Annotated in this window: 27 protein-coding genes; 14 read left to right on the forward strand and 13 right to left on the reverse strand. The window is 72.5% G+C overall.

Annotation, left to right across the window (positions count from 1 at the left end; genetic code table 11):
- Together senB and coaBC are read left to right on the forward strand one after the other, a co-directional pair.
- Entirely contained in the window at window positions 1–1,023 is a 1,023-nt protein-coding gene (senB, locus tag FV227_RS04725; RefSeq protein ID WP_147858415.1) for a selenoneine biosynthesis selenosugar synthase SenB, read from the forward strand.
- Entirely contained in the window at window positions 1,020–2,294 is a 1,275-nt protein-coding gene (coaBC, locus tag FV227_RS04730) for a bifunctional phosphopantothenoylcysteine decarboxylase/phosphopantothenate--cysteine ligase CoaBC (RefSeq protein ID WP_147858416.1), read from the forward strand. The genes senB and coaBC overlap by 4 nt, the downstream gene beginning before the upstream one ends.
- Before the next feature lie 16 nt (window positions 2,295–2,310).
- Here coaBC and FV227_RS04735 read toward each other — a convergent pair whose 3' ends face one another.
- A complete protein-coding gene (locus FV227_RS04735; RefSeq protein WP_147727391.1) occupies window positions 2,311–2,955 on the reverse strand; it encodes a glutathione S-transferase N-terminal domain-containing protein in 645 nt (214 codons plus the stop codon).
- Between the two features lie 85 nt (window positions 2,956–3,040).
- Entirely contained in the window at window positions 3,041–3,685 is a 645-nt protein-coding gene (locus FV227_RS04740; RefSeq protein WP_147727392.1) for a L,D-transpeptidase, read from the reverse strand.
- Between the two features lie 177 nt (window positions 3,686–3,862).
- On the opposite strand from FV227_RS04740, the gene FV227_RS04745 reads away from it, so the two are divergent.
- A complete protein-coding gene (locus tag FV227_RS04745) occupies window positions 3,863–4,306 on the forward strand; it encodes a VOC family protein (RefSeq protein ID WP_147858417.1) in 444 nt (147 codons plus the stop codon).
- 17 nt (window positions 4,307–4,323) lie between these two features.
- Here the strand turns inward: FV227_RS04745 and FV227_RS04750 are convergent, their stop codons facing one another.
- Window positions 4,324–4,767, reverse strand: coding sequence for a Crp/Fnr family transcriptional regulator (locus FV227_RS04750; protein ID WP_147727394.1), 444 nt, complete (start codon window positions 4,765–4,767; stop codon window positions 4,324–4,326).
- Window positions 4,768–4,934: 167 nt separating this feature from the next.
- Here FV227_RS04750 and FV227_RS04755 point away from each other — a divergent pair, with 167 nt between their 5' ends.
- Window positions 4,935–5,729 (forward strand): SCO family protein, encoded by a 795-nt coding sequence (locus FV227_RS04755; protein ID WP_246686355.1) that lies wholly within the window; start codon window positions 4,935–4,937, stop codon window positions 5,727–5,729.
- Window positions 5,730–5,735: 6 nt separating this feature from the next.
- On the opposite strand, the gene FV227_RS04760 is transcribed toward FV227_RS04755, so the two are convergent.
- Entirely contained in the window at window positions 5,736–5,948 is a 213-nt protein-coding gene (locus tag FV227_RS04760; protein ID WP_147727395.1) for a hypothetical protein, read from the reverse strand.
- A gap of 173 nt (window positions 5,949–6,121) precedes the next feature.
- Between FV227_RS04760 and FV227_RS04765 the strand changes: the two genes are divergently transcribed.
- On the forward strand, window positions 6,122–6,316 hold the full coding sequence (locus tag FV227_RS04765) for a KGG domain-containing protein (protein ID WP_147727396.1): 195 nt from the start codon (window positions 6,122–6,124) through the stop codon (window positions 6,314–6,316).
- A 155-nt stretch (window positions 6,317–6,471) separates the two neighbouring features.
- Here the strand turns inward: FV227_RS04765 and FV227_RS04770 are convergent, their stop codons facing one another.
- Entirely contained in the window at window positions 6,472–6,849 is a 378-nt protein-coding gene (locus FV227_RS04770; RefSeq protein ID WP_147727397.1) for a hypothetical protein, read from the reverse strand.
- A 424-nt stretch (window positions 6,850–7,273) separates the two neighbouring features.
- Window positions 7,274–8,077: a response regulator gene (locus FV227_RS04775; RefSeq protein ID WP_147727398.1), complete on the reverse strand. Its 804-nt coding sequence runs from the start codon at window positions 8,075–8,077 to the stop codon at window positions 7,274–7,276.
- 195 nt (window positions 8,078–8,272) lie between these two features.
- On the opposite strand from FV227_RS04775, the gene FV227_RS04780 reads away from it, so the two are divergent.
- Window positions 8,273–8,521: a NepR family anti-sigma factor gene (locus FV227_RS04780; protein WP_187274681.1), complete on the forward strand. Its 249-nt coding sequence runs from the start codon at window positions 8,273–8,275 to the stop codon at window positions 8,519–8,521.
- 67 nt (window positions 8,522–8,588) lie between these two features.
- On the opposite strand, the gene FV227_RS04785 is transcribed toward FV227_RS04780, so the two are convergent.
- Window positions 8,589–8,765 carry a DUF1328 domain-containing protein gene (locus tag FV227_RS04785; RefSeq protein ID WP_147858418.1) on the reverse strand — a complete coding sequence of 59 codons (177 nt, stop codon included), beginning with the start codon at window positions 8,763–8,765 and terminating at the stop codon, window positions 8,589–8,591.
- Window positions 8,766–9,616: 851 nt separating this feature from the next.
- Between FV227_RS04785 and FV227_RS04790 the strand changes: the two genes are divergently transcribed.
- Both FV227_RS04790 and FV227_RS04795 read left to right on the forward strand, forming a co-directional pair.
- Window positions 9,617–10,537, forward strand: a complete 921-nt coding sequence (locus tag FV227_RS04790; RefSeq protein WP_147858419.1) for a DUF2865 domain-containing protein — start codon at window positions 9,617–9,619, stop codon at window positions 10,535–10,537.
- An 85-nt stretch (window positions 10,538–10,622) separates the two neighbouring features.
- A complete protein-coding gene (locus FV227_RS04795) occupies window positions 10,623–11,564 on the forward strand; it encodes an MBL fold metallo-hydrolase (protein WP_147858420.1) in 942 nt (313 codons plus the stop codon).
- A gap of 36 nt (window positions 11,565–11,600) precedes the next feature.
- On the opposite strand, the gene FV227_RS04800 is transcribed toward FV227_RS04795, so the two are convergent.
- Window positions 11,601–12,380, reverse strand: a complete 780-nt coding sequence (locus FV227_RS04800) for a DUF1499 domain-containing protein (protein WP_147858421.1) — start codon at window positions 12,378–12,380, stop codon at window positions 11,601–11,603.
- Between the two features lie 98 nt (window positions 12,381–12,478).
- Between FV227_RS04800 and FV227_RS04805 the strand changes: the two genes are divergently transcribed.
- Window positions 12,479–12,979, forward strand: coding sequence for a MarR family transcriptional regulator (locus tag FV227_RS04805; protein WP_147729407.1), 501 nt, complete (start codon window positions 12,479–12,481; stop codon window positions 12,977–12,979).
- A gap of 42 nt (window positions 12,980–13,021) precedes the next feature.
- Here FV227_RS04805 and FV227_RS04810 read toward each other — a convergent pair whose 3' ends face one another.
- Window positions 13,022–14,974: an AsmA family protein gene (locus tag FV227_RS04810; RefSeq protein WP_246686354.1), complete on the reverse strand. Its 1,953-nt coding sequence runs from the start codon at window positions 14,972–14,974 to the stop codon at window positions 13,022–13,024.
- Window positions 14,975–15,191: 217 nt separating this feature from the next.
- Here FV227_RS04810 and FV227_RS04815 point away from each other — a divergent pair, with 217 nt between their 5' ends.
- Both FV227_RS04815 and FV227_RS04820 read left to right on the forward strand, forming a co-directional pair.
- Window positions 15,192–15,929 (forward strand): CoA transferase subunit A, encoded by a 738-nt coding sequence (locus FV227_RS04815; protein WP_147858454.1) that lies wholly within the window; start codon window positions 15,192–15,194, stop codon window positions 15,927–15,929.
- Window positions 15,930–16,103: 174 nt separating this feature from the next.
- Window positions 16,104–16,763, forward strand: a complete 660-nt coding sequence (locus tag FV227_RS04820) for a 3-oxoacid CoA-transferase subunit B (protein ID WP_147729342.1) — start codon at window positions 16,104–16,106, stop codon at window positions 16,761–16,763.
- 3 nt (window positions 16,764–16,766) lie between these two features.
- On the opposite strand, the gene FV227_RS04825 is transcribed toward FV227_RS04820, so the two are convergent.
- The 4 genes from FV227_RS04825 to FV227_RS04840 form a co-directional block, all read right to left on the reverse strand.
- Window positions 16,767–17,564 (reverse strand): ABC transporter permease subunit, encoded by a 798-nt coding sequence (locus FV227_RS04825; protein WP_147729343.1) that lies wholly within the window; start codon window positions 17,562–17,564, stop codon window positions 16,767–16,769.
- Window positions 17,561–18,481, reverse strand: a complete 921-nt coding sequence (locus FV227_RS04830) for an ABC transporter permease subunit (RefSeq protein ID WP_147729344.1) — start codon at window positions 18,479–18,481, stop codon at window positions 17,561–17,563. Before FV227_RS04830 ends, FV227_RS04825 begins: the two co-directional genes overlap by 4 nt.
- Window positions 18,482–18,746: 265 nt before the next feature.
- Entirely contained in the window at window positions 18,747–19,805 is a 1,059-nt protein-coding gene (locus FV227_RS04835) for an ABC transporter ATP-binding protein (protein WP_147858422.1), read from the reverse strand.
- Window positions 19,806–19,809: 4 nt separating this feature from the next.
- The gene (locus tag FV227_RS04840; protein WP_147727456.1) at window positions 19,810–20,496 is read right to left on the reverse strand and encodes a Crp/Fnr family transcriptional regulator; all 687 of its coding nucleotides are present in this window, start codon (window positions 20,494–20,496) and stop codon (window positions 19,810–19,812) included.
- A 263-nt stretch (window positions 20,497–20,759) separates the two neighbouring features.
- On the opposite strand from FV227_RS04840, the gene FV227_RS04845 reads away from it, so the two are divergent.
- From FV227_RS04845 to FV227_RS04855, 3 genes are all read left to right on the forward strand, one after another.
- On the forward strand, window positions 20,760–21,743 hold the full coding sequence (locus FV227_RS04845; RefSeq protein ID WP_147727455.1) for a UDP-3-O-acyl-N-acetylglucosamine deacetylase: 984 nt from the start codon (window positions 20,760–20,762) through the stop codon (window positions 21,741–21,743).
- Between the two features lie 69 nt (window positions 21,744–21,812).
- Complete coding sequence (locus tag FV227_RS04850) at window positions 21,813–23,681, forward strand: ABC-F family ATP-binding cassette domain-containing protein (protein ID WP_147727454.1); 1,869 nt, start codon at window positions 21,813–21,815, stop codon at window positions 23,679–23,681.
- Between the two features lie 103 nt (window positions 23,682–23,784).
- The gene (locus FV227_RS04855; protein ID WP_147727458.1) at window positions 23,785–24,972 is read left to right on the forward strand and encodes a glycosyltransferase family 2 protein; all 1,188 of its coding nucleotides are present in this window, start codon (window positions 23,785–23,787) and stop codon (window positions 24,970–24,972) included.
- Window positions 24,973–24,974 lie beyond the last annotated feature (2 nt).

A 24,974-nucleotide genomic window follows, 5' to 3' on the forward strand; every position in this document is an offset into this window, starting at 1 on the left:
ATGGACATCATCCTGATCACGCCGGCGCCGAAACGTTCGCGGGCCGGCAACCGCACGACGGCCCTGCGCTGGGCCGGCATCCTGCGCCGGCTCGGCCACCGCGTCGTCGTGGCGACCGCCTACGCCGACGCGCCCTGCGACCTGATGATCGCGCTGCACGCCTGGAAGAGCGCCCCGGCGATCGCGCGATACCGGCGCTTATACCCGGAGCGCCCCCTCGTCGTCGCGCTGACCGGGACCGACATCAATCACGATCTCGCCGCCGATCCCGGCACCACCCTGCGCTCGCTCGATCTCGCCGACGCGCTCGTTGGCCTGCACGACCTCGTCGCCGACGCGATCCCGGAATCCTACCGCGACAAGCTCGCGGTGATCGTGCAGTCGGTGCCGGCGAGCGAGGAGCGCCTGCCGCCCACGACGCGCACCTTCGAGATCCTCGTCGTCGGCCACCTGCGCGCCGAGAAGGACCCGTTGCGCGCCGCGCTCGCCGCCCGCGCCCTGCCGCCCGCCTCCCGCATCCGCGTCGTCCATCTCGGCGGCGCGCCCGACCCGGCGTGGGCGGATCGCGCGCGGGCCGAGATGCAGGCCAACCCGCGCTACGATTGGCGCGGCGAGGTCTCCGGCGCACGGGTGCGGCGGTTCCTGCGGCGCGGGCGGCTGATGGTGCTGAGCTCGCTGAACGAGGGCGGCGCCAACGTGATCTCCGAGGCGATCGCGGCCGGGCTGCCGATCCTCGCTTCCGAGATCCCGGGCAATGTCGGCCTGCTCGGCGCCGACCACCCGGGCTACTTCCCGGCCGGAGACCAGGCTGCGCTCGCGCGCCTGATGCTGCGCGCGGAACAGGACCCGGCCTTCCTCGAGCGCCTGCGCGCGCACGGTGCGGCGCGTGCGGCGGCGTTCGACCCGGCGCACGAGCGGGAGGCCTGGGCCGTCCTCGTCGCGCGCGCGGCCGGCGCGGCGAGAGCGCGGGCCGCGGCCGGGATTGACGCGGCCCGCCCCGCACCGGCACTCCTTCTGCCATGACCGCAGCCCCCACGTTGCCGCTCGCGAACCGGCGCATCCTCCTCGTCATCGGCGGGGGCATCGCGGCCTACAAGGCGCTCGACCTGATCCGCCGCCTGCGCGAGCGCGGCGCCTCCGTCCGACCGCTGCTGACCAAGGGCGCGCAGGAATTCGTCACCCCGCTCGCGGCCGCGGCGCTCGCCGGCCAGCCCGCCCATACCGACCTGTTCGACCGGGCCGACGAGGCGGAGATCGGCCATATCAAGCTGGCCCGGGACGCCGACGCGGTGGTGGTGGCGCCGGCCACCGCCAACCTGATGGCGCGGATGGCCACCGGCCACGCCCCCGACCTCGCCTCCACGGTGCTGCTCGCCACCACCCTGCCGATCCTGATCGCGCCGGCGATGAACGTGGCGATGTGGGCGCATCCCGCAACGCGGCGCAACCTCGCGACGCTGCTCGCCGACGGCGTCCGGGTCGTCGGCCCCAATGCCGGCCCGATGGCCGAGCCCGAGACAGGGCCCGGCCGCATGGCCGAGCCGGCCGAGATCGCCGACGCCGCGGCCGCGATGCTCGGGGAGGCCGAGGCGAAGACCGCCGGGTTCGGCTTCCTCGCGGGTCGCGCCAAGGCCGCCGGGCCGCTCGTCGGCCGCCGCGTGCTCGTCACCTCCGGGCCGACCCATGAGCCGATCGACCCGGTGCGGTTCATCGCCAACCGCTCGTCGGGGCGCCAGGGCCACGCCATCGCCGCCGCCGCCGCCGCCGCCGGCGCGACGGTCACGCTGGTCTCCGGGCCGGTGGCGATCCCCGATCCCGAGGGCGTCGCCGTGGTGCGGGTCGAGACCGCGCGCGAGATGCTGGCGGCGGTCGAGGCGGCGCTTCCCGCCAGCATCGCGGTGTTCACGGCCGCGGTCGCCGACTGGCGGCCCGCCACCGAGACCGGCTCCAAGATCAAGAAGGCCGGCGCGGCGCCCGCCCCACTGACGCTGGTCGAGAACCCCGACATCCTCGCCACTATCGCCGGGCGGACGCAGAACCGCCCCGCCCTCGTCGTCGGCTTCGCCGCCGAGACCGACACGGTGATCGCGCACGCCCAGGCGAAGATCGCCCGAAAGGGCTGCGACCTGATCGTCGCCAACGACGTCTCGGCTGCGGGCGGCGTGATGGGCGGCGCGACCAACACGGTCCACCTGATCGCGCACGACGGGTCGGTCGAGACCTGGCCGACGCTCGACAAGGACGAGGTCGCGCGCCGGCTGGTGGCACGGTTTTCGGAGTTGCTTCGGGGTTAGGGCCGGTTCGGGTGCCCTACCCTGCCGCCGCCTGCTGCGCCGCCGCGAGGCGCGCGTCGTCGGCGGCGATCGCCTGGTAGGCCGGACGCGCCCGGAAGCGCGCGAGGTAGGCCATGATCGCCGGCTCCTCGGGGACGAGCTTGAACGCGGTGGTCCAGCCGAGCGCCGAGCCCCACAGGACGTCGGCGGCGGAGAAGCGCTCGCCGAGGATCCAGGGGCCGGGCGTCAGCATCGCGAGCACCTGGGCCAGCACCGTGTCGTAATCGCCGTAGGCCGACATCATCCGGGGCGGCGGCGCGCGCTCCATCGCCCGGTCGATCACGGCCGGCTCGAAGCACGAGCCGTAGAAGACCATCCAGCGCAGGTAGGCGCCGCGGGCCGGATCGGTCGTGCCGGGCGCGAGGCCGGCCTCGGGAAACAGGTCCGCGAGGTAAAGGTAGCAGGCGGCCTGCTCGGCCACCGTCGCGCCGCCGTGGCGGATCGCCGGGACCTTGCCCATCGGGTTGACGGCGAGGTGCGCGCTGCCCTGCTGCTCGCCGGCCTTGAGGTTGATGACGTGCAGCTCGTGCGGCGCGTTAAGTTCCTCGAGCAGCACCCGCACGCCCGTCGAGCGGGTGTTCGGGGCGTGGTGCAGGACGAGTCCGTCGGTCGTGGTCGGCATCGTCGTCTCCGGGGCCTGAACGCTTCGGGCGCACGCTCTGCCGGAGGCCGGCTCCGGTCAAGCCGGCCGTTCGGACCGGATCGGCTCAGACCCGGTACTTGCCGTTGCGCTTGATCAGCACCTGCGTCCCCACCGGCACGCGCTCGTAAAGGTCGACGATGTCCTCGTTGAGCATGCGGACGCAGCCCGACGACATCTGCTCGCCGATGCTCCAGGGCTCGTTGGTGCCGTGGATGCGGAACAGGATGTCGCGGTTGCCCTGGTAGAGGTAGAGCGCGCGGGCGCCGAGCGGGTTGTCGACGCCGCCCTTGCGCTGGCGGTCGATCTCCGGATGGAGGGCGACCATGGTCGTGGTCGGGCTCCAGTCCGGCCAGACGCCCTTGCGGCCGACCCGGGCCTCGCCCTTCCACGAGAAGCCGAGCTTGCCCACGCCGACGCCGTACTGCATCGCCGTTCCGTCGGCCTGGACGAGGGCGAGCTGACGCTTGTCGATGTCAACGACGATGGTGCCCGGCCGCTCGGGGCCGGAATAGCTCACGACCTGCCGGCGGTACTTCGGATCGAGGCGGTTGGTGTCGACCAGCGGCACGTCGAACGGCTTGTCGGGCATCGAGCCGACATACCACGCCGCCTCCTCGTCGTTGGCGGCGAGGTTCACGGGCCCGCGCTGGTTGCAGGCTGCGAGCGGCGCGATGAGGACCGCAGCGAGGAGGATCCGGCGGAGGGGCATGGGGCCTCACGAGGCGAGGAAGCGTTCGGATCATGCCTACCGCCTCGCCGCCCCCCACGATGTGACTTTTGCGTCTCAGGTTGGATGAAGCGCCCGGCACGATTGCCCGGATTTCGCCTCGTTCGGCCGTGGCTTGCGCCCTAACTCTCTCGGATCGGTTCCGAGACGAGGCGCATCATGGCCGACACGCTCACCCTTCCCGAGATGCAAGGCGCATTGCCGGAGACGCCGCTGCGCCCGGCGATCCACCTCGACCATTGCGTGATCCACGTCAGCGACTGGACGCGCGCGAACGCCTTCTATGGCGACGTGGTCGGCGCCGAGATCGTCCCGGCCGGCGCGGGCTTCGCGTACCGGCTCGGCGGGGTGCAGCTGAACTGCCACGGCCCCGGGCTGACCCCGGAGCCGCTCGCCGAGAAGCCAGTGATGCCGGGCGGCAGCGACCTGTGCTTCCGCTGGTCCGGCACGATCGAGGAGGCGATGGCGCACCTGGCCGCGCACGGCGTCCCCGTCGAGCTCGGCCCGGTGGAGCGCCACGGCGCGGCCGGGCCCGGGACCAGCATCTACTTCCGCGATCCGGACGGGTCGCTGATGGAGTTCATCACCTACCCGGCGCCGTGACGCCCGATCGCGCGATCTCAGGCGCGGCTCTGCGCGAGCGCCTGGTTTGTCTGCTCGAGGCGCAGGGCCAGCTCGCGCATCAGCGCGATGCTGATCTGCGGAAACTGCGCCAGCAGCTCGAGGAACACGCCGCGGTCGATGCGCAGGGCGGTGGCCGCCGTCTCGGCCGTGACGGTGGCCGAGCGCGGCTGGTCGGCCAGGATGCCCATCTCGCCGACCAGGGCGTTGGCCCCGAGCAGGGCGAGACGCACCGGCCCCGCGGCCCCGTCGATGGTCACGGCGGCGCTGCCCTCCAGGATGAGGTAGGCGGCATCCGCGACGTCGCCGCGGGTGAAGAATTGCTGGCCCGCCTCGAAATGCACCCGCTCGCTGGTGAAGGCGAGCAGCTTCAGCCGCGACGGCTCGACCTCGCGGAACAGCGGCACCTGCCGAAGGGAGGTAACCTCCGTATCGAGGGTCATAGGTGGAACTCCGCACCGCGCCGGATCTCGTGATGGCGCCGGCCGCCTCATCCATGCGGCTTGCGGCGATCTTGTCCAGCCCTCCCGTCCCGGCGGCACGCTGCGACGGCGTGACCCGGATGCCCCGTCGAACGCGATCGGGCATGCAGGCCCCCACCGGAGGTGCCATGCGCCGCGCCCGCCATCCTCGCCTCGCCGCGCTCCTCGTCGGGATCGCGTTCGCCGCCACGCCGGCCGCCGCCCGCCTGAACCGGACCGAGCTTGCGCGCGTCGCGGTCGTGCCGCCTCCGGGCGCCCGTGTTCCCCTCGATCTCGCCTGGAACGATGCCGCGGGCGACCGGCCGACCACGCTGGGCGAGGCGCTCGGCGGCCGGCCGACCCTGCTGCTGCCGGTGGACTACACCTGCGGCAACGTCTGCGACCCGATGCTGTCGATGTCCGGGGCGGCCTTGGCCGCAACCGGCCTCGTCGCCGGCCGCGACGTCAGCCTCGTCCTCGTCGGGATCGACCCGCGCGACGACGCGGCCGCGGCGCGGCACATGCTGGAGACCGAGCTCGGGAACCCGGGGCTTTCGGCGAAGGCGGCCGCGCTGGTGGGCGACGCCGCCACGGTCGATCGGCTGACGCAGGCGCTCGGCTACCGTTTCGTCTACGACGCCGGCACCGACAGCTTCGCCCACCCCGCCGCCGCGATCCTGCTCACCGGCGACGGCCGTGTCGCCCGCGTCCTGTCGCCGCTGGCGCTGAACGGCAGCGACCTGCGGCTCGCCCTCGTCGAGGCCGGCGAGGGCCGGACCGGCAGCCTCGCCGACCGCCTCGTCCTGCTCTGCTACGGGTACGATGCCGCGACCGGCGTCTACACGCCGATGATCCGCCGCGTCCTCAGTTTCGCCGCCGCCGGGACGATCCTCGCGATGGCGATCGGGATCGTCCTGCTCAACCGCCGGCCCCGGCAGGCCTGAGGCCGCTCAGCGCTTCGTCGCCAAGCCGGATTTCTCGGCGCTCGGCGGCTCGCGGCCGGCGCTGGCGTTCGGTTGGGGCGAATCGATCGGCTCGACCTGCGTCGTCGGCGTCGCGCTGCCCTCGTCCGCGGGCATCGGCGGAAGCGCCGCGGTGTTCGGCTTCGGCGCGGCCTCCGGCGAAACCTTGGCCGCACCGGAGACCATCTCGCGATTCGTCATGCTCGAAAAAACCTCGTTCGACGCAGGCGCTGAATTGTCGTTTGCCCCACCGCTGTCTTCCAACGCCAGCGCACCGACGTGGTTGCGGCTAAGCTTGTCGCGGAAGCGTGAGAGGAACCTTCGGATACTGGCGAAGGTTGTGAAAGGGTGAAGAGAAGCCTGAGGAGGAGCTGATGGCATCCGGTAATTCAACCTCGAAGCGAGGTTTTGCGTCGATGGATCTCGAGCGCCAGCGCGAGATCGCCAGCAAGGGTGGCCGCAGCGTGCCGGCTGAGAAGCGTTCGTTCTCGCAGGACCGCGAACTGGCCTCGACGGCCGGCCGCAAGGGCGGTCAGGCCACCGGTACGGGCCGCGACGGCGCCGAGTGATCGACCGCCCTTCGAGACGCGCGGCGTCTGCCCTTCGCTGGGCAGGCGCCTTTTTTATGTCCGCTTCCGTGCCGCACAACGCGAAGGCCCGCTCCAGAACATGGAGCGGGCCTTCGCGTCGTGCACCGTAAGCCGGTAGGCTGATCGGTGTCGCCTCAGGAGATGCAGCGGCCGGGGATCATGCGGCGGGCTTCGGGGCCGACCAGCGAGCTGAGCGCCGCCTCGCAGCCCTCGCGCATCATCCGACGCGGCTTGAGCGGCGGCTTGGTTCCCATCTCCTGCGCCGTGTCCGACGCGGCCGGGAGGGCGCGGTTCGGCTCGGATTGCAGGCTCGCCACGCGGCTCGGCCGGATCGCGATCGAGACCGGGCGCATGCCCGGCAGGGGGCGGGCTTCGAACGCGGCCGGACCGGGGGCTGCGACCGTGGTCGTGGGGACCCATTGGTCCGCGCTCGCCTGGACCATCGGGTGGACGAGCAACGTCAGGATGGCGGCCGGTGCACTCACGCCGAGAAGGAAGCCTGACCGAAGCATCGTCGTGGTCTCCGAATGGGAGCTTGACAGGATGAACGGAAAACGCGTCTTCCATGATCCGGTTCCGTCACGGCCTCGCTTTTGACGAAATCAGTATTCGGCAACAGTTTCTCGTGGCGGTGCCGGGCACGAGGAACCTTGTCCACAGCGACCCGGAGTGGCGCGGACGCCACAGGCGTCGAAAAACGGTTCGCGCCCGGAACTTGGTTCGCGCACGCCCGTTGATCGAGCACCCGGCCACCTGGTCCTCCCCGCATTCCCCTTGTGCATCGGCCGGAACCTCATCCACGGGTCGGAGATTTCTCCGGCCCGTTTTTTTATGCCTGGACCGATGTCCTTGGCGGGCAACAAAAAACCCCGGCTCGTCGCTGGGGTTTTTTCGTTCTGCGGATTGGCGCGGAGGCGGTTGTGGACCGCCTCCCGGTCAGGCCGACTTGGCTTCACGCCGGCGTGCCGTCTGCTGGAAAAACAGCGCCTGGCTGATGACGGCGGAGACGTTGGCGGGCTGGAACGGCTTGGCGATGAGGAAGGCCGGCTCCGGGCGCTCGCCCGTGAGGAATCGCTCCGGGTAGGCGGTGATGAAGATCACCGGGACCTCGAAGGTCTTCAGCAGGTCGTTGACGGCATCGAGGCCGGACGAGCCGTCCGCGAGCTGGATGTCGGCAAGGATCAGGCCCGGGCGCTTGCTTTCGGAGGCGATCTTGACGGCCTCGGTGCGCGTGCGGGCGACGCCGATGACGTTGTGGCCCAGGCCCTCGACCAGCGCTTCGAGGTCCATCGCGATCAGCGGCTCGTCCTCGATGATGAGGATGTCGGTGGCCATGTCCGCGGCGAGCTCGCGTCCCGCCTCGTCGACCAGGTCGCGCACCTGGCTGACGTCGACGTCGAGGATGATCGCCGCGTCCTCCTCCGAGAAGCCTTCGAGGCAGGAGAGCAGGAAGGCCTGGCGCGGCAGCGGCGTGATCTGGCCGAGCCGCACCTCGGCGGGGAGATCGTGCTGCACCTGTTCGCTGCGGCCGTTCACCGAGAGCGAATTCCAGATGCGGGTGAACACCCGGAACAGGTCGGCCTTCACGTTCGTGCTGCGGCCGAGCGTATCCGGCTCGTTGACCAGCGTCTCCAGAGTTGCCGCGACGTAGGCGTCGCCCGCCACCTGGCTGCCCGTCAACGCGCGCGCGTAGCGCCGCAGGTACGGCAGGTGCTGCACCACGAGTTGCGATGTCGACATACGATCCCCTGTGCCTTGTCGGCCTGCTATTCAACCTGCCGCCCCAACGCGGGGCATCCGACTCCGTTCCGGCAGGGCGCGGAACCGCTTCTGGCCGGAGGCGTTGCTGGTGCAGCCATGGCGTATGTCGCGCGGCAAGACAATGCGCGCGTGCCTCATGCACAGATGCCGCGAACGGCACCGGGGGACGTGAGGATGACCGACGCTGCGAAGGCGGGGAGGCCGATCGGCAATGCCGGCCTGAGGCCCGTCGGAGAATCGGGGCCCGCGGGCTCGAGGGCCGAGAAGCGCGAGCATGGATCGTCGCGCCTCAGCGACCAGGCCCAGGCGCGCATCGGCCACAACCTCCGCTGCCTCTACGACGGACTCGTCCAGCAACCCGTCCCGGATCGATTTCGCGAGCTCATCGAGCGTCTCGATGCGAAGGAGCCGAAGTCGCCCTGAGGCGCTCCGGCTCCATCTTCTGCAGTTCCTGTGGCGCGTGAAGCGCCCGCAGGATGCGAGCTCGGCGTCAGAGCGTGGGCGAGCGGCCGCGCATCAGGCCGATCACGGCCGAGATGGCGAACAGCACGATCGCGACGAAGAACACCAGCTTGGCGGCTTCCATCGCCGTGCCGGCGATGCCACCGAAGCCGAGCAGAGCGGCCCCGAGGGCCACGACGAGGAACGTAACGGCCCAACCGAGCATCTGCGTTATCCTTGATAACATGGACGCGGGCTTGGCCGCGACCTTCTGACATCCCAAACGTCAAGTCGTTGTTTCGGTTCCGCCGCTTCGAATGCCTGCACACACGAAAAATCGAGCGCCTCGGATCCGATGCCGATCCATCGCCGAAATCGTCGCCCGCCCCCTCGCGCCGGTGCGCATGTCACGCCATATTGCTCTTCGTTGGACACGAGGCTGCAGCCGGAACGGAGCCGTTCCGAACGGCGTTCCTCAGTCCAGGTCCGAAACCAGAGAACAGCGATGAGAAAAGCGTCCGCCCTCGTCCAGCGCCTCACCGATATCGTCAGCTCCGCCGCAGGTGCCGCGGCACGCGGCGTCGAGGAGGTCCTGGGTGCGCTGGCCCCGAGGCCCGAGCCGCGCCTGGTTCCGATCCGGGTCCGGCCGAACGGTCCCGCTCATCGGCATTGATCGCCGCCGGAGTCGATCCGTCGCTGAGCAAGCCGCCCTCCGGGGCGGCTTTTTTCATGCGCCGTCCACCGGAATCCCACGGCGGAGGCTCGAACGCGCCGCGCACCGCCCACCGGGCAAAGCCGACGAGCATGGCCTCGCGACAGGTCCGCCAAGTCGAGCCGCCTGCTGGTGTCCTCATAATAGGCCGCTCGAGGGGCCAATACCTGTGCCTGATCGCTGCGATGTTGTGATCGTGTCGGTTGTCTTCCGCACTTGCCGCCCCGCTTAACGAACCTTTAAGTCGGCCTCGCTCGCCCAGGCCACCGCTGGGCCGGCATGCCGCATGGGCGGGGACCTGACGAGACATGGCGTTCTGGGCGCGCTGGCAGAGGTTTTACGGCTCCGGGGGAACGCGGCGGCAGATGATCGGGACCGCCGCGGCGGGGCTGATCCTCGGGCTCGGCAGCGTCACGATCGGATCGAGCCTCGTCCAGGCCTCCGAGCGCGGCGGCCTGCTCGACTTCTTCCAGGAACTCTTCGCGCCCGCCCGGCCGCAGCCCGCGCCGCCGGCGCACCGCCCCGGCCGCTACGCCAACCTGCCCGACGGCCGCCGCCTCGGGTATTCGCGCCCGGTCTATCATACCCCGCGTCCCGTGGCCGACCTCCCGCTCGGCCGGTCGCGTCGCAAGCGGGCCCGCGCGGAGCGCGTGACGCGGGTCGCCGTCGCCTCGGCCGGGCGTCGCACGGTCTGCGTGCGGATGTGCGACGGCTATCTCTTCCCCATCGGCAATCTCGGGGCACGGGCCGACATGCCGGTGCACGAGGCGGCCTGCGCCGCCGCCTGCCCGGGGGCGCCGACGAACGTCTACACCCTCGGCGCCCGCGAGACCGAGCTCGACCGCGCGATCAGCCCGCAGGGCCTGCCCTACCGGGCCTCGGCTCTGGCCAACATCTACCGCCAGCGGCGCGTCGAGAACTGTTCCTGCCAGGCCGCGCCCGGCACCCCGCCCCTGCCGCTCGCCGGCGATCTCACCCTGCGCAAGGGCGACGTCGTCGCCACCCGCGACAGCGCCGACGTGGTGACGCGAAACCGGTCGGGCTCGGTCGCCCTGGTCGACTTCCGGCAGGCCGCGATCACGCGGGGCCAGAGCCGGCGGATCGAGGCGAAGGTTGGCGCGATCCAGCGCGACGCCGAGGCGCACGCCTTCCGCCGGACGCTGCGCACGGCCGAGCGGGCGAGCCTCGTCCAGGTCGCCTCGGTCGGCGACGGCTTCCGCATCCCCGCGCGCGCCGCGATCAACCAGAACCCGATCCGCGTGGTCACGCCCTCCCCGTTCCGTTGACGTCCTCGCGCTTCGGATTGTCCGCCGCCGCGCGTTCGCGTAGCTCCGGGCCGACCGCGCCGGTCGGGATCGGAAGGAGCCTCGGATGGCGGACACGGATGCCGGTACCGATGCGCCCGACTTCGACACGGTGATGCCCGCGAGCGGCCGCCTGGAAACGTTGAGCCCCCTCGTCCGCCGCCGGGTCGCGCCGAACGGCGGCCCGTTCACCGCGAGCGGCACCTGCACCTACGTCGTCGGGCACGGACGCGTCGCGGTGATCGATCCGGGGCCGGCCGATGCCGGCCACGTCGAGGCCCTGCTCGCCGATCTCGGCCAAGAGTCGGTGGCGGCGATCGTCGTCACCCACACCCATCGCGACCACTCCCCGGGCGCCCGCCTGCTGCAGGCACGCACCGGCGCGCCGATCGCCGGCTGCCTGCCGCATCGGGCCGCCCGCGCGCTCGGCGCCGGCGAGATCGGCCATCTCGATGCCGCCGCCGACCGCGACCACGTCCCCGACCGGCCGATGCACGAGGGCGATGCGCTCTCCGGCGAAGGCTGGACCCTCGTCGCGGTCGAGACGCCCGGCCACACCATGAACCACCTCGCCTTCGCCCTGCCGGAGGAGGCGGCCTTGTTCTCCGGCGATCACGTCATGGCATGGTCGACCAGCATCGTCGCGCCGCCGGACGGTTCGATGCGCGCCTACATGGATTCGCTCGACAAGCTCAGGGGCCGCGACGAGACCATCTACTGGCCGGGCCATGGCGGCCCGGTGCGCGATCCCCGGCGCTTCGTGCGCGGGTTGGCCAACCACCGCCGCCACCGCGAGGCCTCGATCCGCGCGCGCATCGCCGCCGGCGACGACACCATCCCGGCGATCGTCGCGGCCACGTACCAGAACCTCGATCCGCGCCTGCGCGGCGCGGCGGCGCTGTCGGTGTTCGCCCACCTCGAGGATCTCGTCGCGCGCGGGCTGGTGGCGACGCAGGGCGCGCCGCGCCTCGACGGGACCTTCGCAGCAGGCCCCTCGCCGGCCGGCTGAGGCGCGAGACCGCCCGCCGCGCGCGGCCGCCCGACCCTACTTCACGGCGAGCGCGAGGTTCGCGACCTCGTCGAGATAGGCCCGGATGCGGTCGGCATTGACGCCGAAATCGCGCGTGCCCAGCCGCGAGGCGGAGCGGACGTCGATGCGGGCGCCGTCGGCACGCGGCCGGACGCGGATGGTGACGTCGTCGGGCAGGTTGAGGATGAGGCTGCGCGAGACCGCCTCGATCCGGCCGTTGCCGGTCCGCCCGCCGGGGCGGATCGCCTCGACGATCTGCCACTTGCGGTTCACCGCCGCCTTGCGCGCCAGCTCGAACGCCTCGTCGGCGTCGATGTCGAGGGTCAGCGGCGCGGTCTGCGGATAGGCGGCGCGCTGCCGTTCGCGGGTCGGGAGGTCGGGATCGGCGGGGTAGCGCCCGTTCCGGGCGGCGAACGCGGCGCGCGAGCGCGAGAAGGCCGGAGGGTTGTCGATGTCGGTGGTCACGTCGGTCAGCGCCGGCAGCCGGAAGCCCCGCAGCGCCGCGTAGGCCGGGTAGGCGAGCACCAGCATCGCGAGGACCAGGCCGCCGATCGCCGCACCGAGGCCGCGGGCGCCTTCCCGCCAGACCCGGACGAAGGCGAACCCGGCGAGCGCGACCGCCAGCACCGCGACGCCGAGGCCCGCGGCCAGCGTCGCCAGCGCCGGCCCGGCCTCCGCACGGGGATCGCGGACCAGCACGATCGCGATGCCGGACACGATGAGCGAGAACAGGGCGGCCCACCGGGCCAGGGGGCCGGCGCGGGTGACGGGTTCCTCGACGAGAAGGCGGCGCATGGCTGGTGTCTGGCTTCGGGGTCGCGAACGCTATACCGGCCGGCGCGTGGCCGCGCCACTCGCCGGGATCGCCCGGTCTGCTATAGCTTGGCCCCGTGATGCCGCGTACCCGCCCCGTCCCCGATCCGGATCCTGCCGACGCCGCGGTCGATCCCCTGCGCGTCTGGTTCCGCTTCATCCGCCTCAACCGGCGGGTCACGGCGGCGATGAGCGGGACGCTGCGCGGCATCGGCCTGTCGATCCCGCAATTCGACGTGCTCTCGACGCTGACCGAGCGCGAGGGCCTGACCCAGCAGGACCTGGCGGCGCGCCTCTACGTCACGAAGGGCAACGTCTCCGGTCTGATCGACCGCCTGGTCGAGGCCGGGCTGGTCGAGCGCCGCCCGATCCCCGGCGACCGGCGCTCGCATGCGCTCCACCTCACGCCGGCCGGCGCCGACCTCGCCGCGCAGGGGCTCGCGGCGCAGGCGGCCTATGTCGGGCGGACGCTCGGGCGCCTCGGCGCCGACGACCTCGCCGCATTCGAGGGCCTCGTGCTGCGCTGGCGGGAGCTGGCCCGGTCCGAAACCGAGAGGCCGGATCGTCCCAAGGCCGATTGATCGTCGCGGGATGGCGGATCCGAGCTTCGCCCGAACTCCGGATCAGGGGGCGTAGGCGCGCGCCGAGCCGGGAATCACGACCGAGGTCGGCACGTGCAGGGGCAGGGACGACGGCGCGTCCTCGCGTTGGTCCGGATCGGCGCCCTTCTGGCCGGTGCGGACGCGGATCCCGGCCCACGGGCCGTCGATGTCGAAGGCGAGGCTTGCACGGGCGTTGTCGCCCCCGGCCTTCGGGCCGAGTTCCGCCCGGGCCCGGACGCTGCGCGCCGGCAGCGAGACCTGGCCGCGCAGGATGCCCGTGAGGTTGGCGGCCTTGAGGGTGCCCTCGCCGATCTCGCCGATCCCATCGGCGAACTTCAACGTGATCGCGGCCCGCTCGAACGGGGTGCGGCCGTTGCGGCGGGCGAGCGCGCCGGGCGCGACCGCCCCGTTGCGATGCAGGACGTCGGCGAGGTCGATCCCGGCGAGCACGCCGCCGTCGATGGCGAAGGCGGCCCGTCCGGCGACGTGCGCGGTGAGGTCCGCTGCATCGCGCCCGGTGCTCTCCAGGGCGAACTGCCCTTGCGTGCCGCCGTGAACCCAGCGCGACTCGCCGAGGTCGAGCAGGAGGGCACCGAGGTCGAGCCGGTCGAAGGCGCCCTGCGCCTTAACCTCGGTCTCGGCCCCGTCCGCGCCGGTCGCCGACAGGGCGACCCGGCCCTTCAGGGTCGCGCCCTGGAGCTCGGCGCGGTTGAGGGCGACCTCGACCGCCCCGAGCCGCACCAGCACGCTCGCCGCGAGATCGTTCAGGAGGACCGGCCCGATCCGGCTCTCGGCCGCCGAGATGCGCAGGTCGAGGTCTCCGCCCGTGAGCGGGCCCAGGGCGATCGCCTGAGCGCCCTGGGGGGCGCCGTCGACCGTCGATCCGCCGAAGATCTGCATCAGGCCGCCGAGCAGGGGCGCCAGGTTCAGGCTGTCGCTGGCGAGCGTGGCCTGGACCGCGGTGCGGGCCTCGCCGAGGCTCACGGACCCCGCGCCCTCGAGCACGTCCTCGCCGAAGGTGGCGCGCAGGCTAGAGAACGCCATCGTGCGGCCGGCGGCCTCGAAGCGTCCGTCGAGGGCCAGCGTGCGGATGAAGGGGGCCAAGGCCACGTCGCTGCCGATCCAGGCCATCGTCTCGGAAAGCGAACGCGTCTCGATCCGCCCCTGCCCCTGGATGGCGAGGCCTCCCGCGGTCCGGGCGCTGCCCTCTGCGGCCAGGTTCCCGGTGGGCCAGGCGGCATCGAGCCTGAACGGCGACGCGGCGCCGCTCAGCAGGTCGTTCGCGCGCAGGCCGATGAGCGCGACGCTGGTGCGCGCGCCGCGCCAGGTGAAGCTCGCCGCCGCGTCGAGGCCGGCGCTCCAGAGCGGCCAAGCGAGGGTGAGGTCGACCGCCTGCGCGCCGCCGCCGGGGCTTGCCGCGTCGAGGGTCGCGCCGGCCAGCGTGATCCGGCGCGGGTGATTCGTGCCGCCTTGGCCGAGCCGCGCGGCGGTCCGGCGCACTGGCTCGGCCCAGCGCGGATCGTCGGCGCCCTCCGGCATGTGGATCGTGGCGCCCCCCAGCGCGAGCGAGCCGAGGTCGGCTTGGCCCGAGAGCAGGGCGAGCGGGTTGAGGTCGAGATCGAGGCTGCCGCCCTCGATCAACGCCGGGCTGCCGGCCTGCGCGGCGGTGATCCGGGTGCGGGTGAAGCTCAGGCGCGGCAGGGGCAGCAACGTCATCGTGGTCGCGCCCTCGGCGGTGAGCGCGAAGCCGAAATCGCGCAGGCCGCGGCTGACGAAGGCCGCCGCCGTCGGGGTGCCGACCGGCCAGGGTAGGGTCGCGAGGCCGGTCCCGAGGACGGCGAGCGACGCGAAGCCGACGGCAAGAAGGAGGCGGCGCGGCGACATTGCACTCCGGGCGGGCACGTCGCGGGCCGCCCGAGGGGCGGCGAAGTCGCGACGGGGGACGACGAGCGGCCCCGGATGTTTCAGGCTCACCCCGCCGTCATGCATCGGACCGTTCGGGTGATTCCCTTAAAGCGTCCGATCGGCTTTGTCTGCCCGCAGCGCCCGGCCGTCCCCGCCGCCTTCGTGCGGACGGCCGGGGCCGCGCTTCCCGACGCCGGGCGCCTTTACCGGCGCGCCGGAATCGGGGACAGCTTTCGCGGAACGAATGTCGGCGCGATCGCGCGCGGGCCGGAAGGGTTCAGTGTCCATGAAGAAGGTCTATGCGGATCCGACGTCGGCGCTCGCGGGGCTGCTCAAGAACGACATGATGGTGATGTGCGGCGGCTTCGGCCTCTGCGGCATCCCCGACGAGCTGATCGAGGCGGTGCGGGAATCGGGCGTGAAGGGGCTGACCATCGTCTCGAACAACGCCGGCATCGACGGCGTCGGCCTCGGCAAGCTGCTCGAGACCCGGCAGGTCGCGAAGATGATCTCGTCCTATGTCGGCGAGAACAAGGAGTTCGCCCGGCAGTACCTCGGCGGCGAGCTCCAGATCGAGTTCAATCCGCAGGGGACGCTGGCCGAGCGCATCCGCGCGGGCGGGGCCGGCATCCCGGCCTTCTTCACCAAAACCGGCGTCGGCACGAAGGTGGCCGAGGGCAAGGAGGTGCGCGAATTCGACGGCGAGCACTTCGTGATGGAGCGCGGGCTGTTCGCGGACCTCGCCATCGTCCACGCCCATACCGGCGACACCGAGGGCAACCTGCGCTACCGGAAGACCGCGCGGAACTTCAACCCGATGATGGCGACCGCCGCGACGATGACAGTGGCGCAGGTCGAGCACCTGGTGCAGCCCGGCGAGATCGACGCCGACGACATCCACACCCCCGGCATCTTCGTGAAGCGGATCATCCACGTTCCGGGGCGCGAGAAGCGGATCGAGCAGCGCACGGTGCGCAAGCGCGCCGAGGCCGCTCCGGCCGCGGCCGGCGGCGCCGCCGTCTGAGCCCGCGACGACCTCCGGCCGTGAGGCCGCAAGCGCGAAGCGCGTCGCCGCGGGTGCGGCGGACGGCGCGGGACGCGCCCCACAGGAACCCGGCCGGCAGGCCGCAAGCGCGAAGCGCGTCGCCGCGGGTGCGGCGGACGGCGCGGGACGCGCCCCACATCAGGAGATCGAAAAATGGCCTGGACCCGCGAGCAGATGGCGGCGCGTGCCGCGCGTGAGCTGGAAGACGGCTTCTACGTGAACCTCGGGATCGGCATCCCGACGCTGGTGTCGAACTACATTCCCGAGGGCATGTCGGTGCAGCTCCAGTCGGAGAACGGTATGCTCGGCATGGGGCCGTTCCCGTTCGAGGGCGAGGAGGACGCCGACCTGATCAATGCCGGCAAGCAGACGATCACGGCGCTGCCGACGACGAGCTACTTCTCCTCGGCCGATTCGTTCGGGATGATCCGCGGCGGGCACATCAACCTGTCGATCCTGGGCGCCATGCAGGTGGCCGGAAACGGCGATCTCGCCAACTGGATGATCCCCGGCAAGATGGTGAAGGGCATGGGCGGCGCCATGGACCTCGTGGCCGGCGTCAAGCGCGTCGTCGTCGTGATGGAGCACGTGGCGAAGAACAAGGACGGCACCGAGAGCCCGAAGCTGCTCAAGGAATGCGACCTGCCGCTCACCGGCACGCACGTGGTCGACCTCGTCATCACCGACCTCGGCGTGTTCACGATCGACAAGCACGGCGACGGCGGGATGCGGCTGATCGAGCTCGCCGACGGCGTCACCGAGGAGGAGATCCGCGGCAAGACCGAGGCGGCCTACACGGTGGCGCTCGCCTGAAACTTACACCGCGGCTCGGCTGCCCCGCCTGGCGCCGAGCCACGTCGCGGCGCCGACCGCGAGGCCGACCGCGGCGATGAGCAGCGTCGAGGCGGCGTTGATCTCGGGGTTCACGCCGAGCCGGACCTGGCTGTAGAGCCGCATCGGCAGGGTGGTCGCGCCGGGCCCCGAGACGAAGCTCGCGACGACGAGGTCGTCGAGCGACAGGGTGAAGGCGAGCAGGAACCCGGCGGCGATGCCGGGGGCGAGCAGCGGCAGCGTCACCGTCGCGAACACCCGGAACGGCCCGGCGCCGAGGTCGGCGGCGGCCTCCTCCAGGTCGCGGTCGAGCCCGCGCAGGCGGGCGGCGACCACGACCGCGACGAAGCCGGTGCCGAGGGTGGCGTGGGCGACGACGATCGCGCCGAGGCCGCGGTCGATGCCGACCCCGACGAACAGCAGCAGCAGCGACAGGCCGGTGATCACCTCCGGCATCACCATCGGCGCGGTGACGAGCCCGGTGAACGGCGTGCGCCCGCGGAAGCGTCCGTGCCGCGCGAGCGCGAGGGCGGCCAGCGTGCCCAGCGCCGTCGCGATGACGGCCGACAGCGTCGCGACGCGGAGCGACACCCAGGCGGCCTCGAGCAACGGCCCGTCGGCGAGCAGGACGCCGTACCACCGTGTCGAGAACCCGCCCCACACCGTGACCAGGGCCGAGGCGTTGAACGAGTAGACCACCAGCACCAGGATGGGCGCGTACAGGAAGCCGAGCCCGAGGAGCAGCGCCGTGCGGGTGAGCGCGGTCGGACGATGCGCGGTCATGGTGCGCCCTCGCCGCTCGCGGCCTCGGCGGCGGCGTCGCGGAACAGCACCACCGGGCCGACGACGAGAATCAGCAGCAGGATCGCCACCGCCGAGGCGAGCGGCCAATCCCGGTTGGTGAAGAACTCGCTCCAGAGCACGCGCCCAAGCATCAGCGTCTCGGAGCCGCCGAGCAGGTCCGGGATCACGAACTCGCCGACCATGGGGATGAAGCACAGCGCCGCGCCCGCCAGCAGCCCGGGCAGGGCGAGCGGCAGCGTCACGGTCCAGAACACCCGCGTCGGCGAGGCGCCGAGGTCGGCCGCCGCCTCGCGCAACGCCGGATCGAGGCGGCTCAGCACCGCGTAGAGCGGCAGGACCATGAACGGCAGGTAGGCGTAGACGAGGCCGATCAGCACCGCGGCGGGGGTGTTCAGGATCTCCAGCGGCTGCGCGATCAGCCCGAGGCGCAGCAGCCCGAGATTGAGCAGGCCTTCGGGCTTCAGGATCGCGATCCAGGCGTAGACCCGGATCAGGAAGCTCGTCCAGAACGGCACCACGACGAGCGCGACGAGCAGCGGCTGGCGCGCCGCCGGGCTGCGGGCGATGGCGTAGGCGAGCGGCGTGGCGATGCCCGCCAGGATCGCGGTCGCCGCGAGCGCGTAGGCCAGCGACGTCAGGGCCGCGTCGCGATAGAGCGCGTCGGTGGCGAGCGTGACGTAGTTCTCGAAATTGAGCGCCCTGAGGAAGTCCGACCAATCCCCCGCGCCGCCCCGCCAGTCGAGCACCGGCAGGTACGGCGGCATCGCGGTCGCCGGCTCCGACAGGCTGATCTTCAAGGTGATGACGAACGGCACCAGGAAGAAGGCGCCGAGCCAGAGCCAGACCGGCAGGCGGAGAAGGACGCGCAGGCGGCTCGCGCTTGGGGACGTCGTCATCGTCCCGGTCTCCCGGACTTCGCTTTCACACCCTCCCCGTCATCCCGGGGCGCCGAAGGCGAGCCCGGGATCCAGATGCACTGGTCGTGCTGGAGATGGCGCCGTCGGCGGCTCTGGATCCCGGGCTCTGATGCGCAGCCCCGGGATGACCGCGGCGGGGCGACTGGCAGGGTCTTAGATTCGGTAACGATTTTGAGCCCGGCAGCCGTTCGGGAGCGGGTGCCCGGCCCCTCATCGTCCCGTGCATCGCGCATGACCGATGACCTCATGCCGGCAGGATCGTCGCGGCGTCGGGGGCGAAGCGGACCGCGACCGCTTCGCCCACGGCCGGCGCGCCCTCGCCCGGCGCGGTTGTCGCGCGCAGGCAGGTGCCGTCGGCGAGGCGGACGACGCGGCGGGTGCGGTCGCCGAGGAAGGTCTCCTCGACCAGCGTCCCGGGCACGCCCTCCCCGCTCAGGCTCAGGTCTTCGGGACGCACGGCGAGGACGATGTCGGCGCCGGCTGAAAGCGGCGCGTCCGGCGCGCGCGCAAGCAGCGGTCCTACCACGCTCTCGACGCCGCGATGCGGGCCGGGCTCCTCCGCCCCGAGGCGGCCGGGGATGAGGTTCACGTCGCCGAGCAGGCCCGCGACGAATCGCGTGGCCGGCCGGCGGTAGAGGTCGGCCGGGCGGCCCACCTGCACGAGCCGGCCGCGATCCATCACGCCGATGCGGTCGGCCAGGGTCATCGCCTCCGCGGGATCGTGGGTGACGACGACGAAGGTGGTGGCGAGGCGGCGCTGCAGCGCGCGCAGCTCCGCCTGCGTCTCCTCGCGCAGCGTGCGGTCGAGGGCCGCCATCGGCTCGTCGAGGAGCAGCACCCGCGGCTCGCGGGCGAGCGCCCGGGCCAACGCCACGCGCTGGCGCTGGCCGCCCGAGAGCGTCGCCGGCGCGCGGTCCGCGAAGCCCTCGAGGCGCACGAGGCGCAGCAGCGCGGCGACCCGCTCGGCCGTCGCCGCGCGGCCGGCGACGAGGCCATCGAGCCCGTAGGCGACGTTCCGGCCGACGCTCATGTGCGGGAACAGCGCGTAGGACTGGAACATCATGTTCACCGGCCGGCGATGGGCCGGCAGCGCGGCGAGATCCTGGTCGCCGAGGCGGATCGCGCCCGAGCTCGGCGCCTCGAACCCGGCGATCAGGCGCAGCAGCGTGCTCTTCCCGCACCCCGAAGGCCCGAGCAGGCAGAAGAACTCGGACGCCGCCAGGTCGAGGGAGACGGCGTCGACGGCCGTTCCGGCCCCGAACCGCTTGGTCAGGTTCTCGAGTCGCAGCAGCGGCGCGGACAAGGGCTCAGCCGTCCTCGCGCAGGGCCTCGGCGACCCGGGCCTCCAGCAGGTCCGGCCGGCGGATCACCAGGGCGCCGCGGGTGCGGTCGACGAGGCCCTCTGCCGCCATCACCGTGAACTCGCGGGTCACCTGCTCGCGGCGGCAGCCGATGCGGGCGGCGAGCACGTGGTGGTAGGGCGGCGGCGTCACCACCCGCTCGTCGCCCCCGCCCGCCCGCGGCACCGAGAGCCGCAGCAGCTCGGCATAGAGGCGGTGGCGCAGGTCGAGCAGCGCGTGCTCCATCAGGCGGGTGTTGAGCTCGCGCACGCGCTTGGTCAGCAGGCGGAACAGCCGGTCGGCGATGGCTTCCGAGGCGAACACCATCTGCCGGAACACCGAGGCCGGGACGACGCAGAGCTCGCCGCGGGTCAGCGCCGTGACGTTGGCCGAGCGGCCGACGCCGTCCAGCGCCGACAGCTCCCCGAAGAACGCGCCGCCGCGCATCTCGCCCAGGATCACCTCCTTGCCGGACTGCGTGCGGTTGAGGATGCGCACCTCGCCGGTGGCGAGGAAGTAGACGTCGGTGGAGACGTCGTCGAAGTCGACCAGCACCTCGTTCTCGTCGAAGCGGCGCCAGTGGCAGCGCGTCTCGAAGGGGCCGAGCTCGATGCCCGGCTCCTTGAAGAACGGAATGGTGGAGAGCCGTGCCATCGAAAACCGGTCCCTTCGCGATGCGCCGGGACCGCCGCGCCGCGGACCGTCTGAAAGTCCGCGCGACCGGCCCGACCCGGAGCATCGCGTCGTCGAGCTTGTTGCGGGATCGTGACGACCGGGTCGTCACCGGTCAAGCCGACCGTTGGCGATGGAGGTGGATGGGGCCGCGCCGGACTACGCGAGACTGTGATTTCCCGTTCGCGCCGACGTCGCTTAGGTGAAGGACCGCATTCGGCCTGCGAGGGCGCCCGGGATCCGGAATGCCGCGCCTGTTGCCCCCCGATCGAAGGCCTCCGGCCTCACCGCCCGACCTTTTCGCGCCGGGACGCGCGGCGATTTCGATCCCCCTCGACGCGCGCCACGCCCCGGCCGGTCCCGGTTTCGGCGGTCGTCGGGCGACCCTCGGGGCCGCGTTCACGCTGGCGGGACGCGGGCTTCACACCGGGCGCCGCGCGACCGTGCGCGTCGGCCCGGCCCCGCCCGGGCACGGCATCGTCTTCCGCCGGCGGCTTCACGGCGGGCGAACGGTCGACGTCCCGGCGCTGTGGACCCTGCGCGAGCGCCAGCCTTTGTGCACGGCGTTGCGCTCGCCGGAGGGGCCGCTGGTCCGCACCGTCGAGCACCTGCTCGCCGCGCTCTCGGCCCAGCGCATCGACGAGGCGCTCGTCGAGATCGATGCCGAGGAGCTTCCGATCTTCGACGGCAGCGCGGTGCCCTGGTGCCGCGCGATCCGCGCGGCGGGCCGGATCGAGAATGGCGAGCCGCGCCGCATGATCCGGGTGCTGCGAACCGTCGAGGTGGTGGACGGCCGGCGCACGCTGCGCATCGCGCCGCATGACGGGCTCCACGTCTCCGCCCACCTCGCGCTGGCGCATTTCGGCCCGCTCGACTGGTCCGGCCCGGTCACGCCGGACGTCTTCCTCGCGGAGATCGCGCCGGCGCGCAGCTTCGGGCGCTACTGGCGCGCGATGCTCGGGCGCGCCTACGGCTTCGCGACGCGCAAGCCGTTCCTGCAGGGCTGCGGCGCGCGCTCGGCGGCGATGATCGTGCGCGGGGGGATCGTCGGCGGGATGCGGGTGCCCGACGAGCCGGTGCGCCACCGCGTCCTCGACCTCGTCGGCGACCTCGCGCTCGCCGGCCATCCGATCCTCGGGCGGCTGACGGCGGCCCATACCGGGCACGAGCTCAACCACGCGCTGGTCGCCAAGCTGATGTCCGACCCGACGGCTTGGGACCTGGTCTGAGGCGTCCCACGGCTCAAGCGCATGGCACCGCACGCTTGCCACCGGGCGCCGGTCTCGCCAGAACGCCCCATGCTCCGCGTCAACGACCTCACCCTCCGCATCGGCGAGCGCCTGATCCTCGACGGCGCGAGCTTCTCGATCCCCGACCGCGCCCGCGTCGGCCTCGTCGGCCGCAACGGCGCCGGCAAGACCACCTTGTTCAAGGCGATCCTCGGCGAGTGGCCGGTGGATGCGAGCGCGGTCTCGATGCCCAAGGGCATGCGCATCGGCGCGGTGGCGCAGGAGGCGCCGGCCGGGCCCGAGACGCTCCATGCGGTCGTGCTCGCCGCCGACACCGAGCGCGCGAAGCTCATGGCCGAGGCGGAGGGCGCCGACGGGCTGCGCCGTGCCGAGATCGAGACGCGGCTCGTCGACATCGGCGCGCATTCGGCGCCGGCCCGCGCGGCGGCGATCCTGCACGGCCTCGGCTTCGACGCGGCGGCGCAGAACCGGCCGTGCTCGGACTTCTCGGGCGGCTGGCGGATGCGCGTGGCGCTCGCCGCGGTGCTGTTCTCCGAGCCCGACCTGCTGCTGCTGGACGAGCCGACCAACTACCTCGACATCGAGGGCACGATCTGGCTCTACGACTACCTCGAGCGCTATCCCCGCACCGCGATCATCATCTCCCACGACCGCGACCTGCTCGACGAGTCGGTCGACCACATCCTGCACCTCGACCGCGGCAAGCTGGCGATCTACCGCGGCGGCTACACCTCCTTCGCCAAGCAGCTCTCCGAGAAGCGGATGCTCCAGGCCAAGGCCAAGGTGAAGCAGGATGCCGAGCGGGCGCATCTCCAGAGCTTCATCGACCGGTTCAAGGCCAAGGCGACGAAGGCGCGCCAAGCGCAGTCGCGCGTCAAGAAGCTCGCCAAGATGGTGCCGATCGCCGGGCTGATCGAGGACGACGTGCCGGTGATCCACCTGCCGAGCCCGGAGAAGCCGCTCTCGCCGCCGATCGTGGCGATGGAGCGGGTGGCGGCCGGCTACCCCGACCGCATCGTGCTCTCGGGCCTCAACCTCAGCCTCGCCCCCGACGACCGCGTCGCGCTGCTCGGCGCCAACGGCAACGGCAAGTCGACCTTCTGCAAGCTCATCGGCGGCCGGCTCGACGCGCTGTCCGGCGAGCTGCGCCGCTCCTCGAAGATGAAGGTCGCCTACTTCGCCCAGCATCAGCTCGACGAGCTGCGCCCGGCCGAGAACGCGGTGGCGCACCTGCGCACGCTGATGCCGGACGCCCCCGAGGCGCGGGTGCGCGCCGCCACCGCCCGGCTCGGGTTTCCCGCCAACAAGGCGGACACGCCGGTCTCGCAGCTCTCGGGCGGCGAGAAGGCCCGCCTGCTGATGGGGCTCGCCGCCTTCGAGGGGCCGCACCTGCTGATCCTCGACGAGCCGACCAACCACCTCGACATCGAGAGCCGGCAGGCGCTGGTCGAGGCGATCAACGACTACGAGGGCGCGGTCATCCTGGTCAGCCACGACCGCTTCCTGGTCGAGGCCTGCGCCGACCGGCTCTGGCTGGTCGCCGACGGCTCCGTGAAAACCTTCGACGGCGACATGGACGATTACCGGCGCCTCGTGCTGGCCGGTCCCGAGCGCGACGCCGCCCGCGACGAGGACGCCTCGGGCGGCAAGCAGGCCGAGGCGCGGCGCTCGGCGGTGGAGCGCCGCGCCGCGCTTGCCCCCTTGCGCAAGCGGCTCGAAGGCTTGGAGGCGCGCATGGACAAGCTCACCGCCGCCATCGCCAAGATCGACGCGGCGCTCGGCGACGGCACCGCCTTCCTCCAGAACGCGGCCAAGGCCGGCGAGATCGCGAAGATGCGCGCCGACGCGGTCGCGGCGCTCGGGGCCGCCGAGGAGGAATGGCTCTCGGTGAGCGGGGAGATCGAGGCGGCGGCCTGATCGGCCTTCAGCCCCTGTACAGGCGCAGCCCGCGACAGGATGTCGACGTTCCACGATATGAACCGTCGCCGTGCGGGAGAGCGTCGGCGATCGAGGATGGATGATGCCTGATACGGTCGTGCTCGATGCCATCGCGCCGACGACGCCGGCGGCCGGTGGGCCGGACACGGTCGTCGCCATCCCCGTGCGCAACGAGGCCGAGCGCATCGGCTTCTGCCTTGACGCCCTCGATGCGCAGCAGGGCTTGGCCCCGGGCCGCCTCGGCATCGTGCTCTTCCTCAACAACTGCACGGACGACACCGCCCGCATCGTCGCCGAGCTGGTGCCGCGGCTTTCCGTGCCGGTGCGGGTGATCGAAATGGAATATGCCGGCGCCCATGCCGGCTGGGCCCGGCGCAAGGCGATGGACGCGGCCGCCGGCTGGCTCGGCGGCGCCGGCACCATCCTGTCCACCGACGCCGACAGCCGCGTGCCGCCGGACTGGGTCTTCGCCAACCTGCGCGCGCTCGCGGCCGGCGCCGACGCGGTCGCGGGCCGGGTCGAGCTGATCCCCGAGGAGGCGGCCCTGCTGCCGCCCTCGCTCCCGGCCCGCGGACGCCTGGAAGACGCCTACAGCGCGCTCCTGACCGAGGCGGAGGCGCGGATCGACCCCGATCCCAACGACCCGTGGCCGTGCCACCGCACCACCATCGGCGCGACGCTCGCCGTCAGCCGCGACGCCTACGCCCGGGTCGGCGGCATGCCGGAGATCGCCCTCGGCGAGGACGGCGCCTTCGTCGCCCGCCTCCTCGCGCACGGGTTCCGGGTCCGCCACGACCCGGCGGTGATGGTGTTCATCTCCGCCCGCCTCACCGGCCGGGCGCCGGGCGGGGTTGCCGACACCATCCGCTCCCGCTGCGAGGATCCCGGCGCGCTCTGCGACGCGCGACTCGAACCGGTGCCGCGCGCGCTCCATCGCTACCTCTGGCGCCGCCGCCTGCGCCGGCTCCATGCCTCCGGCCGGCTCGGGGCGAGCACGGCCTGGGCGCGCCGCCTCGGCATCCCGGCGGACGAGGCGGCGCGGATCGCCGCCCTCCCCCTTGTCGGCCAGGTCGTCGCGGAGGCCGAGCGCGCCAGCCCGAAGCTGAAGCACGCGCCGCTGAGCGTCCCGCGACTGCCCGGCCAGATCCGGCTCGCGAAGGCGGTGCTGCCGGTCGTGCGGGCGTTCGCATCGGTTCGGGACCGATGGGAGGGGCCAGTGGCTGTCGCGGCGTCGACATCGGCAGGGGCGGTCACGCGGGCCATGCCCTGAAC

Origin of the sequence: Methylobacterium sp. WL119 (assembly GCF_008039875.1) — a bacterium.
In the GTDB taxonomy this organism is placed as follows: Bacteria; Pseudomonadota; Alphaproteobacteria; order Rhizobiales; family Beijerinckiaceae; genus Methylobacterium.